12 protein-coding genes are annotated in these 10,194 nt (G+C 71.1%); 4 read left to right on the top strand and 8 right to left on the bottom strand.

Annotated elements, in window-relative coordinates; genetic code table 11:
* Positions 1-124 precede the first annotated feature (124 nt).
* The 5 genes from ACWD38_RS29250 to ACWD38_RS29230 all read right to left on the bottom strand — a co-directional run bounded on the left by ACWD38_RS29250 (position 125) and on the right by ACWD38_RS29230 (position 4,774).
* A complete protein-coding gene (locus tag ACWD38_RS29250; protein ID WP_343071654.1) occupies positions 125-1,273 on the bottom strand; it encodes an FUSC family protein in 1,149 nt (382 codons plus the stop codon).
* Positions 1,274-1,288: 15 nt separating this feature from the next.
* A complete protein-coding gene (locus ACWD38_RS29245) occupies positions 1,289-2,626 on the bottom strand; it encodes a hypothetical protein (RefSeq protein WP_450125354.1) in 1,338 nt (445 codons plus the stop codon).
* Positions 2,627-2,766: 140 nt separating this feature from the next.
* Positions 2,767-3,174, bottom strand: coding sequence for a DUF3151 domain-containing protein (locus ACWD38_RS29240; RefSeq protein WP_184484293.1), 408 nt, complete (start codon positions 3,172-3,174; stop codon positions 2,767-2,769).
* A gap of 77 nt (positions 3,175-3,251) precedes the next feature.
* Positions 3,252-4,286 carry a class II fructose-bisphosphate aldolase gene (fbaA, locus tag ACWD38_RS29235; protein ID WP_184484291.1) on the bottom strand — a complete coding sequence of 345 codons (1,035 nt, stop codon included), beginning with the start codon at positions 4,284-4,286 and terminating at the stop codon, positions 3,252-3,254.
* Between the two features lie 206 nt (positions 4,287-4,492).
* Positions 4,493-4,774, bottom strand: a complete 282-nt coding sequence (locus tag ACWD38_RS29230; RefSeq protein WP_184484289.1) for a YciI family protein — start codon at positions 4,772-4,774, stop codon at positions 4,493-4,495.
* A gap of 83 nt (positions 4,775-4,857) precedes the next feature.
* On the opposite strand from ACWD38_RS29230, the gene ACWD38_RS29225 reads away from it, so the two are divergent.
* The 4 genes from ACWD38_RS29225 to ACWD38_RS29210 all read left to right on the top strand — a co-directional run bounded on the left by ACWD38_RS29225 (position 4,858) and on the right by ACWD38_RS29210 (position 8,117).
* On the top strand, positions 4,858-5,433 hold the full coding sequence (locus ACWD38_RS29225; protein WP_184484287.1) for a SigE family RNA polymerase sigma factor: 576 nt from the start codon (positions 4,858-4,860) through the stop codon (positions 5,431-5,433).
* A 421-nt stretch (positions 5,434-5,854) separates the two neighbouring features.
* Entirely contained in the window at positions 5,855-7,009 is a 1,155-nt protein-coding gene (nagA, locus tag ACWD38_RS29220) for an N-acetylglucosamine-6-phosphate deacetylase (RefSeq protein WP_184484285.1), read from the top strand.
* Between the two features lie 73 nt (positions 7,010-7,082).
* Positions 7,083-7,304, top strand: a complete 222-nt coding sequence (locus ACWD38_RS29215; protein ID WP_184484283.1) for a hypothetical protein — start codon at positions 7,083-7,085, stop codon at positions 7,302-7,304.
* 150 nt (positions 7,305-7,454) lie between these two features.
* Entirely contained in the window at positions 7,455-8,117 is a 663-nt protein-coding gene (locus ACWD38_RS29210; protein WP_184486057.1) for a VTT domain-containing protein, read from the top strand.
* 63 nt (positions 8,118-8,180) lie between these two features.
* Here ACWD38_RS29210 and ACWD38_RS29205 read toward each other — a convergent pair whose 3' ends face one another.
* The 3 genes from ACWD38_RS29205 to pyrE are packed head-to-tail and all read right to left on the bottom strand — an operon-like array spanning position 8,181 to position 10,019.
* A complete protein-coding gene (locus ACWD38_RS29205) occupies positions 8,181-8,834 on the bottom strand; it encodes a TrmH family RNA methyltransferase (RefSeq protein ID WP_184484281.1) in 654 nt (217 codons plus the stop codon).
* A complete protein-coding gene (locus tag ACWD38_RS29200; RefSeq protein WP_184484279.1) occupies positions 8,831-9,490 on the bottom strand; it encodes a hypothetical protein in 660 nt (219 codons plus the stop codon). Before ACWD38_RS29200 ends, ACWD38_RS29205 begins: the two co-directional genes overlap by 4 nt.
* A gap of 25 nt (positions 9,491-9,515) precedes the next feature.
* Positions 9,516-10,019 (bottom strand): orotate phosphoribosyltransferase, encoded by a 504-nt coding sequence (pyrE, locus tag ACWD38_RS29195; RefSeq protein ID WP_450125353.1) that lies wholly within the window; start codon positions 10,017-10,019, stop codon positions 9,516-9,518.
* Positions 10,020-10,194: the final 175 nt, after the last annotated feature.

Here is a 10,194-nt window from a genome sequence, read left to right as displayed (position 1 = left end):
CCGATCTCGCGCGAGGACGGCTTTTTCCCTCGTGGCGGAGCCACTCGGGAAAAAGATCCCGCAGCGAGGAAGCCACTGAGGTTCCGCCACCCGGACACCTCTGACGAGCGACCGGCTCGGGTCGTCAGCTGTGGTCGCCTTCGCGGCGGGGGTGTAGTGGGGGGAGGGTGGCGATGGCTTCGGTTCGGGTGAGGCCGCTCGCTTGGAGCAGATCCACTGCGATGGAGCGGACCTGGAGGACCACGACCTGCATCGAGAAGTCGCCTTCGCCGAGCAGTTCCACCGAGGAGCGGCGGGCCACCGAACGGGCCGCCTCCCGCGCCTGCAGCGGCTCGGTGCCGCTGGCCAGCTCGTCTCGCAGCAGCACCACCGAACCGGCCAGCTCCTCCAGCAGCCCCGGCAGCGGACGCGGCACCGGCTCGTCGTCGCGCAGCGCGGCCATCGCGCGCCGCGCCAGCACGCGAGTGTTGCGCAGCGCCCGGTCGATCGGCGTGGCCGCCGACTCGTAGCGCTCCAGGTCGCCGCGGCGCCGCCAGCGGATCGGGGCGAACTTCGCGATCTCGCCGCCCGCCTCCAGCGCGGTCCGGAACTCGTCGACGAGCTTCTGGCTCTTGCGCGCCGCCGCCAGCGTGTCGGAGGCGACGTCGACGTCGCGCCGCGACACCGCCCACGCCACCCCGCGCAGGCCCTCGGTGAGCGCGCCCAGCACCAACCGGCCGTTGCGGTGCGCCACGGCCAGCGGATTCGCGGGCAGCAGCGCGGCCACCGCGAAACCGACCAGGCCGCCCACGGCCGCGTCGATCATCCGCGTCCAGCCGCCGACCGTCGCGGGCGGCAGCAGCGTGGCCACCAGCACCGACGAGGACGCCGCCTGCAGCACGATGATCGCGCCGCTGTCGGCGAGCACCGCCGTGCTCATGGCGAGCGCGACGACCAGCGCGATCTGCCACGGCCCGGTGCCGATCATCGAGATCAGCACGTCGCCGACGCCGATGCCGATGCTGACGCCCACGACCAGCTCCAGGGACCGCCGCATCCGCTGCCCCAGCGACACGCCCAGCGACACCACCGCGGCGATCGGCGCGAAGAACGGCGCCGGATGCCCCACCAGGTGCTTCGCCACGGCCCACGCCAAACCCGCCGCCACGGCGCACTGCACGATCGGCACGCCCGACCGGAACAACCGCCGCAACCGCCGACTCAACTCCTGCCGCACCCGCTGCACGCGCCCATTCTGCGCCACGCCGATCGCCCAGGCGATCACCCAGGTCACCCCGGCGTCCGCGCGCTACTCCAAGGCCTCGACCGTCTGCGCGTCGTGCGGTCCGCTGATCCGCACCGCCGGGACGCCGAGGTACCGGGTGAGGCCGGGGACGATCGCGGGCAGATCACCTCGGTCACCGGTGAAATCGTGCTGCACAGCGTGTGCTTCCCCGACCAGCGCGACGTACCGGCCCGGATCTCTCGTCTGGTCCTCCCGGACTCGTTCGGTCGCGAAGGCGTTCATCAGAGCCGCCCGCTCGTGCAGGGACTCGTCGCCCGCGCCCTTGCGCGCCGCGGTCGTCGAGTCGATCGCGTGGATGCGCATTCCGCCCATTCGCTTGACGGCATCCAGGAGCTCCCGCAATCCGTCGTGGTTCCAGCGCGACTTGTACTTGAGGACGAACGCTTCGAGCTGGGGCGGCATCTTCTGGGCTGAGCTCCGCAGGTACTCGTCCACCCATTCCTGGATTTCACCGGCACGGATGGATTCCAGGTAGATCACCCGCACACCGGTGTCCCTGAGCCCGTCCAAATGATCGACGAGCATCTTCCAGGCTGCGTACTCGGAGTGCTTCTCCCCGATGATGAATCCACCTGACGAGTCGCCCAGCAAGGCGTGCAGCGCGACGAGGGGCGACGCGTTGTTCATCCCGCTGATCGGATTGGCCGGAGCTGGATCGTCGGCGTGCCGACGAGCTGCGGAAGCGGCCCGCGCGCCGAGCTGCCGTCGCCGTTCATCGTGGTCTTCCCAGTAACCGGAGGTAGTAGTGGATTTCCGCCCGTGGCTCTCCAGCGTCTCGCCGAAAACGTCCGACAACTTCTTAGCTTGCCGCTTGAGCACGAACTCCAGCACCGGGTAGATGTCCGACAGCAGCTGAGGGTCGTAGGCCACCAGCACGGTCTGGGTGGCCTCATCGATTTTGATCTTCGGGTCCTTGTCGATGCGCTCCAGCTCGGGTTTGACATCGGCCAGGAAATCTCGCCAGTCGCGGTCAGCGCCGTCCTGCCCACCCGAGGGCGCTGCCGCCGTCGGGGGGCTTCTCCGCACTCCGCAGCAGTACAGCTGGAACCACGTGGCCGGTCGGGGAGCTTGCTGCCGGACCGGCGGTTCGACCGGCTGCCGGGCCGATGGGTAGGCGACCTCCACCGAGTTCGGCTGCGCCGCGCCCGTCGGCCGGCTCGGGCCCGCCAGGTCGGTCAATTCCACGTCGTCGGCCAGCGTCCGCGACACCACGGCGTTGCCCACCGTGCGCTGGAGCGCCAGCACTCGCGCGATCCGCGGTGACACGTCCGTCGATGTCCGGTCGTCGACGGACCGTCCGGCCCGCTGTGCGGCGTCGGCTCGTGACTCGACGATCCGCATCCCGCCTCCTGCTCACCCGCCTCCCTGCAGCGTCGCTGAGACGGCCTGGTGGTGGCAGGGCAACGGGGACCGAACGCGGGGCAACACGCTTGCACCAACGGGCAGCGGGAGGGCCCGGCGGACCGGGCCCTCCCGGAGCGTCACGCGACTCCGGTGGCCTCCACCGAGGCGGGGTCGCTGTCGAGCAGGAGCTGGCGGCAGCGGTCGAACTCCTCGGTCTCGCCGATCGCGCCCGCGGCCTTGGCCAGCACGGCGACGGCGCGCAGCACGCCCTGGTTGGGGCGGTGCCGCCACGGCACCGGGCCGAAGCCCTTCCAGCCGGACTTGCGCAGCGCGTCCAGGCCGCGGTGGTAGCCGGTGCGCGCGTAGGCGTAGGCGGCGATGTACTCCTCGCGCTCCAGCGCGACCTCGCCGAGCTGCGCCCAAGCGGCGCTGAACGCGGGGAACTCCGCGGCGACCTTCGCCGGGTCGGTTCCGGCGTCGAGCGCGGCCTGCGCCGTGGTGTTCTCCGGCAGCAGCGTTTCCGGTGGCTCCAGCAGGTTCGTCATGGCGCCATCCTGTCATCCGACGCGCGAACGCCACCCCGGTGCTCGGTCCGGGGTGGCGTTCGAAGTGCGGTGCGGTGTCAGCCGGCCAGCATGCGGCCCGCGGACTTCAGCGTCTCGCAACCGTGGGCGACGCGGGCGGCCATGGCCTGCTCCGCCGCCTTCAGGTAGCTGCGCGGGTCGTAGACCTTCTTGTTGCCGACCTCGCCGTCGACCTTGAGCACGCCGTCGTAGTTCTTGAACATGTGCTCGGCGATGGGCCGGGTGAAGGCGTACTGGGTGTCGGTGTCGATGTTCATCTTCACCACGCCGTAGGAGACCGCCTCGTGGATCTCCTCCAGCAGCGAGCCGGAACCACCGTGGAAGACCAGGTCGAACGGCTTGGACCCGGCGGGCAGGCCCAGCTTCTGGGAGGCGACCTCCTGGCCCTGCTTGAGGATCTCGGGCCGCAGCTTGACGTTGCCGGGCTTGTACACGCCGTGCACGTTGCCGAAGGTCGCGGCCAGCAGGTAGCGGCCCTTCTCGCCGGCGCCGAGCGCGTCCACGGTGTGCTCGTAGTCGCCCGCGGCGGTGTAGAGCTTGTCGTTGATGTCGTTGGCGACGCCGTCCTCCTCGCCGCCGACGACGCCGACCTCCAGCTCCAGGATGATCTTCGCCTTGGCCGCGGTGTCGAGCAGCTCGGAGGCGATCTGCAGATTCTCGTGCAGCTCGATGGCCGAGCCGTCCCACATGTGCGACTGGAACAGCGGGTTCTCGCCGCGGTCGACCCGCTCCTGGCTGATCTGGATCAGCGGCCGGACGTAGCCGTCCAGCTTGTCCTTGGGGCAGTGGTCGGTGTGCAGCGCGATGTTCACCGGGTACTTGGCGGCCACGACGTGCGCGTACTCCGCGAGCGCGGTGGCCCCGGTGACCATGTCCTTGACCTTCGTACCGGAGGCGAACTCGGCGCCACCGGTCGAGACCTGGATGATGCCGTCGCTCTCGGCCTCGGCGAAGCCACGCAGCGCCGCGTTGAGCGTCTCCGACGAGGTCACGTTGATGGCCGGATAGGCGAACTCGCTTGACTTCGCCTGGTCCAGCATCTCCGCGTAGACCTCGGGGGTAGCGATGGGCATCGGTCGTCCTCCTCGGGATGGAGTCGTTCTTGGCAGCGGGGAGCCGCGCCGAATCCTACGAGGGCGCGCGAGGTCCGCGCGGGCCTGTGGAGGTCAGCGCTACCCGTTCGCGTCATAGGGAAAACCACTGGATCGGTGCGGATCTGCACCGCTGTCGCAATCCTCACACCTTCGGGGGTGCGGGGTCGCCTGAACAGGCTAGTGGATCATGAAACCCAGGAGCCGGTGATCGCGTTCCACTCACGGACGGTGGTCGAGGCGATCACGCCCTCCTGGAGGTACGGATCTTCGTCGAGCAGCCGCTGCACCGCCGCCGCGTCCGCCGCTTCGTACACGAGCTGCGCGCCCAAGCCGTCCTCGTACGGACCCCCGGCCAGCAGGATCCCCTGCTGCGCCAGCGACTTGGCGTAGACGCGGTGGTCGGGCCGCACGGCCAACCGGCGCTCCTCGTCGTCGCCGTAGACCATTTCGACCACGAACTTCGCCATTTCGGACCTCCCTGATCACGAGCCTGTTCCGGACGCTACCCGGCCGAGGGACAGCCGCCGGGCGAAGCCGGTACTTTCAGATCATGTTCGGGGATTCCTCATCGGGGGTCGAACGCAGCGTCGAGCAGACACTGGGCCACCTCCGTGCGATCGACACCGCGTCCACCGCCACCGACCAACCGCTCACCCTCGAAGACCTGTACCGCCAGCAGCGGATGCGCATGGTCCGGCTGGCGATCCTGCTGGTCGACGAACCGGCGACCGCCGAGGACGTGGTGCAGGAGGCGTTCACCGGCCTCTACCGCAACTGGTCCGGCCTGCGCGACGCGAAGGCCGCCATCGGCTACCTGCGCACCGCCGTGGTCAACGGCAGCCGCTCGGTGCTGCGACGCCGCAAGACGGCCCGCGAGTACCAGCCGCCGCACCAGGCCGACGCGCGTTCCGCGGAGTCGCTGGCGATGCTCACCGCGGAGCACCAGGCGGTGGTGGCGGCGCTGGGCGAGCTCCCGCCGCGGCAGCGCGAGGTGCTGGTGCTGCGCTACTACGGCAACCTCACCGAAGCGGAGATCTCCGAGGCCACCGGCGTCTCGAAGGGCACCGTGAAGTCCACCGCCAGTCGCGGCCTGGAAGCCCTGCAGAAGGTCATGCGCTCGCACTGAGCGCGCAGCCGGGCTTCACGCGGCCGCCTGGCGGGGTCAACGACGACCACCCGCCAGTGATCATCCCGACGCGGGTCCGCTGATCAGGTGAGCGCGCTGCGGACCGCGACGACCGGGGACGGCGCCGCACCCTCGGCGCGAGGCGGTCTCCTCGGCGCGGGCGCGCCCCGGCGGCCGTTCGGGCCACGCCAAGATCACCCGATCCACGTCGGGTTTTCACCCTCCTGCCGCAGGGCAGCGCACGGCACCCCACGAGTCGACGGCACGCCGGCGAAGACCACACCATGCTGGTGTAGACCATTAACGGGTCGGTGCCGGAAGATGGCAGCGCCGACCACCGCAGCCACCGCCGCCCGACGCGGCCTCGCCCGCGGCCTCGGCGACACCGCGGCGCGGGCGACAACGAAAGTGGGGACAGCCAGTGAACGCGCACGACACCGGGGCCCGCACCCTCACCGCGAGCCGCATCGTCACCCCGGACGGCGTGCTGGAGAACGGCTGGATCCGGCTGTCCGGCCCCGTCATCGATGAGCTCGGCACCGGGCCCGCGCCCGCCGGGGCCACCGACCTCGGCGACGGCTGGCTGGTGCCCGGTTTCGTCGACATCCACTGTCACGGCGGAGGCGGCGGCTCGTTCACCGGGCTCGAAGCCGAGCAGACCCGCGCCGCGCTGGCCGCGCACCGCTCGCACGGCACCACCACCACGCTCGCCAGCCTCGTCACCGCGCCGCTCGCCGACCTGGCCAAGCAGGTCGGCGCGCTGCACGAACTGGTCGTCGACGGCCTGCTCGACGGCATCCACCTGGAAGGCCCCTTCCTGTCCGCGGCGCGCTGCGGCGCGCACGACCCGGCGCTGCTGCGGGAACCCGACGAGCAGGCCGTGCGCACCCTGCTCAAGGCGGGCAAGGGCTCGATCCGGATGGTGACGCTGGCACCGGAGCTCGACGGCGCGATCCCCGCCGTGCGCACCCTCGCCGAGCAGGGCGTGATCGCCGCGATCGGGCACACCGACGCCGTCCGCGAGCAGGTGCTGCCCGCCGTCGACGCCGGGGCGACGGTCGCCACCCACCTGTTCAACGGGATGCGCCCCCTGCACCACCGCGAACCCGGACCGGTCGGCACCCTGCTCGACGACGAGCGCATCACGGTGGAGCTGATCTGCGACCTGGTGCACCTGCACCCGGCCGTGGTGGGCTTCGCCGCGCGGCACGCGGGCGCGGGCCGGACCGTGCTGATCACCGACGCGATCAGCGCCACCGGCGCCGGGGACGGGACCTACGAGCTGGGCAAGCTCCCGGTGACCGTGGTCGACGGGGAACCGCGGCTGGCCGACGGCTCGCTCGCGGGCAGCACGCTCACCATGGACGCCGCGTTCCGCAACCTCGTGCACGGCGGCGGGCTGCCGGTGACGGCGGCCGTGCACGCCGCCTCGACCCGGCCCGCCGAGCTGCTCGGCGCCGCCGACCGGGTCGGCTCGCTGCGACCGGGCCTGGCCGCGGACCTCGTGCTGCTCGACGACGACCTGGACCTGCGGCGCGTCATGAAATCGGGCGTCTGGGACTCGACCGGTCGCTGACGCCGCGGCGAAGACGCGCGCCACCCGCCCCGCTGCACGAGCCCTCCGGTCAGGACGTCCTACGCTGGCGGGCATGGAGAGTTCGCGGGACACCCCGGAGAATCTGCTGTCGGCCGCGCTGCGCGCGCAGGCGGTCGGCGGGCAGCCCGGGAACGCCGTTCCCGCACCGCCGCCGCCACCGCCGCCGGTCGGACCGCCCGAACGGCGCCGGCTCCCGGTGGGCGCGGTGCTGCTGTTCGCCGTGCTGCTCGGCGTCGCCGCCGGTGGCATCAGCGGACTGCTCACCGTCGTGTGATCCGCGGCCGCGCCGCCCGACGAGTCCGACGTCACCAGAACCCGTCCGGCGCGGCGACTTGCCACGCTCCGAGCGGTCGGGGTCGGGCTGGCGGTTCGCGCTCAACGGGCACCGGTACCGTTGGCGAGCGTGACGACCGAACTCCCCGCGATGCTCAACGCCGCTGGAACGTCCACGCTCGCCCTGCTGCCGTCCTGGCTGGATCCGGAGAACATCGTCAGCTCGCTCGGCCCGTTCGCGCTGATCGGTGTCTGCCTGATCATCTTCGCGGAGTGCGGCCTGCTCATCGGGTTCTTCCTGCCCGGTGACTCGCTGCTGTTCGTGACGGGCCTGTTCGTGGCGACCGGTGCGATCTCCACGCCGATCTGGCTGACCTGCCTGCTGCTGTCCGTGTGCGCGTTCGTCGGCAACGTGACCGGGTACTGGATCGGCCGGAAGGTCGGGCCCGCCCTGTTCAACAAGCCCGACTCGAAGTTGTTCAAGGCCGAACACGTCGACAAGACCCACGAGTTCTTCGAGCGCTACGGCGCCCGCGCGATCATCCTCGCCCGGTTCGTGCCGATCGTGCGCACGTTCATCACCGCCGTCGCAGGCATCGGGCAGATGGACCAGCGGAAGTTCTTCAGCTACTCCGCCATCGGCGCCGTGGCCTGGGCCGCGGGCATGACGGTGCTGGGCTACTTCCTCGGCAACATCCCGATCATCAAGGAGAACCTCGAGGCGATGGCGATCCTGATCGTCTTCATCTCGATCCTCCCGATCATCGTCGAGTACGTGCGCGGACGCCGGACCAAGGCGAAGGACGCCGCCTGAACCACTGGCACCCGAGCCCGGCCGGACGCGGACGACCCGCGCCGGCCGGGCTTTTTCACGCCCTCACCAGGCGCGGGACGGGTCCGCGTGCTGCGCGATCCAGGCGTGCATGGCGATGCCCGCCGCCACGCCCGCGTTGATCGAACGGGTCGACCCGAACTGCGCGATGGACACCACCGCGTCCGCGGTGTCCCGCGAATCCGAGTGCAGCCCCGGCCCCTCCTGGCCGAACAGCAGCACGCAGCGCTCCGGCAGCGCGGTGCGCTCGATGGGCGTCGCGCCCGGCGTGTTGTCCACCGCGACGATCGCCAGCCCCTGCTCGGCGGCGAACTCGCGCAACGAGACCAGGTCCGGGTGGTGGTGCACGTGCTGGTACCGGTCGGTGACCATCGCGCCGCGCCGGTTCCAGCGGCGGCGGCCCACGATGTGCACGGCGCGGGCCGCGAACGCGTTCGCGGTGCGCACCACCGTGCCGATGTTGTGGTCGTGCTGGAAGTTCTCGATGGCCACGTGGAAGTCGTGGCGCCGGGTGTCGAGGTCGGCGACCACCGCGTCCCGGTGCCAGTACCGGTAGTGGTCCACGACGTTGCGCCGGTCGCCCTCGGCCAGCAGCTCCGGGTCGTAGCGCTCGTCGTCCGGCCACGGCCCCTGCCACGGCCCCACGCCGACGCCCGTCCCCCACTCGGTGGGGCCGGGGACGTCCGTCTCCTGGTTCATCGCCCGGACAGCTCCCCCCACGGCACGCCGCCGTGCACGTCGACCAGCAGGTCCAGCACCGGCAGCACCGTCTCCGGCTTCGCCGAACCGCTGCGGAACGCGACGACGTGCCCCGGCGCGAACTCCAGCACCACGTCCTTCATGCGGTCATCGGTGAGCAGGGCGCGCGCCAGGCCCGGCGGTACCGCGCGGCGCGCGAACTCCGCGTCCGGCGAGGTCAGCAGGTACGCGCGGTCGAACTCCGGGTCACCCGAAGCGACCCGCAAGTCCTGGCCGAGCGCGCCGAACGCGCCCGAACGCGCCACCCGCAGCTCCGGGCCCGGAACCGGGCGCGGCAGCACCACGGCGAACCCGAAGGTGAACACCCGCTGCCCGAGCCCCGGCGGACGCCGGTACTGCACCGCCTCGAACGCCTGGCCGCGGTGCTGCCCCGCCAAGTGGAAGTAGTCGTGCAGGCCGCGGGAACTCGCGAACTCCCGCAGCACCCGCACCTGTCGCCACAGCTCGTCGCCCGGCACCTGCCGCCAGCCCTGCCCGGACCGCAGCAGCCGCTGGAAGTTCCCGACGGAGCGCTTGCGCCCCAGCACGGCGAGCAGCACACCGCCCACCAGGATCAGGACGATCAGGACGAACGCGAGCGGGACGATTGCTTCCACGAGGTACGACCGTTCTCCAACGGGGTCAGCTCAAGCCGAGATCGGCCAGGTTCAGCAGCGAACGGTAGCTCAACCCGGCGGCCTCGATGGCCTCCTTCGCACCGGTTCCCCGGTCCACCACCGTCACCACGCCGACGACCTCGGCGTTCTCCTCGCGCAACGCCTCCACCGCCGTGAGCACGCTGCCACCGGTGGTGGAGGTGTCCTCCACGGCGAGCACCTTGCGGCCCGCGACCCCCGGGCCCTCGATGCGGCGCTGCATGCCGTGGGACTTCGCGTTCTTGCGCACCACGAAGCAATCCAGCGGGCGGCCGGGCGCGTGCATCATCGCGGTCGCGACCGGGTCCGCGCCCAAGGTGAGGCCGCCGACGGCGTTGTGCTCCCAGTCCGCGGTGAGCTCCCGCAGCAGGCCGCCGATGAGCGGTGCCGCCGCGTGGTGCAACGTCGCCCGGCGCAGGTCGACGTAGTAGTCCGCCTCCTTGCCGGAGGACAACGTCACCTTGCCGTGCACCACGGCGAGTTCGGTCACTAACCGGGCAAGCTCAACACGTCGAAGCTGGTCAATCACGGTTTTGGATCCTACTGGGGGGTGGGGCTCGTTCTAGCGGGGTGGTCGGGTGGCGGAACCTCAGCGTTCTTCTCGCTGCGGGATCTTTTTCCCGAGTGGCTCCGCCACGAGGGAAAAAGCCGTCCTCGCGAGAAGA

It is taken from the genome of Saccharopolyspora sp. NPDC002578, assembly GCF_053592695.1.
The sequence above is the reverse complement of the archived record's forward strand: the minus strand, read 5'-3'. Positions and strand labels throughout refer to the sequence as shown.

Bases quoted from the DNA above. Each gene is read 5' to 3' on its own strand.
- ACWD38_RS29245 (WP_450125354.1), bottom strand. From the start codon at position 2,626: ATGCGGATCGTCGAGTCACGAGCCGACGCCGCACAGCGGGCCGGACGG.
- ACWD38_RS29240 (WP_184484293.1), bottom strand. From the start codon at position 3,174: ATGACGAACCTGCTGGAGCCACCGGAAACGCTGCTGCCGGAGAACACC.
- fbaA (WP_184484291.1), bottom strand. From the start codon at position 4,286: ATGCCCATCGCTACCCCCGAGGTCTACGCGGAGATGCTGGACCAGGCG.
- ACWD38_RS29230 (WP_184484289.1), bottom strand. From the start codon at position 4,774: ATGGCGAAGTTCGTGGTCGAAATGGTCTACGGCGACGACGAGGAGCGC.
- ACWD38_RS29225 (WP_184484287.1), top strand. From the start codon at position 4,858: ATGTTCGGGGATTCCTCATCGGGGGTCGAACGCAGCGTCGAGCAGACA.
- ACWD38_RS29215 (WP_184484283.1), top strand. From the start codon at position 7,083: ATGGAGAGTTCGCGGGACACCCCGGAGAATCTGCTGTCGGCCGCGCTG.
- ACWD38_RS29210 (WP_184486057.1), top strand. From the start codon at position 7,455: ATGCTCAACGCCGCTGGAACGTCCACGCTCGCCCTGCTGCCGTCCTGG.
- ACWD38_RS29205 (WP_184484281.1), bottom strand. From the start codon at position 8,834: ATGAACCAGGAGACGGACGTCCCCGGCCCCACCGAGTGGGGGACGGGC.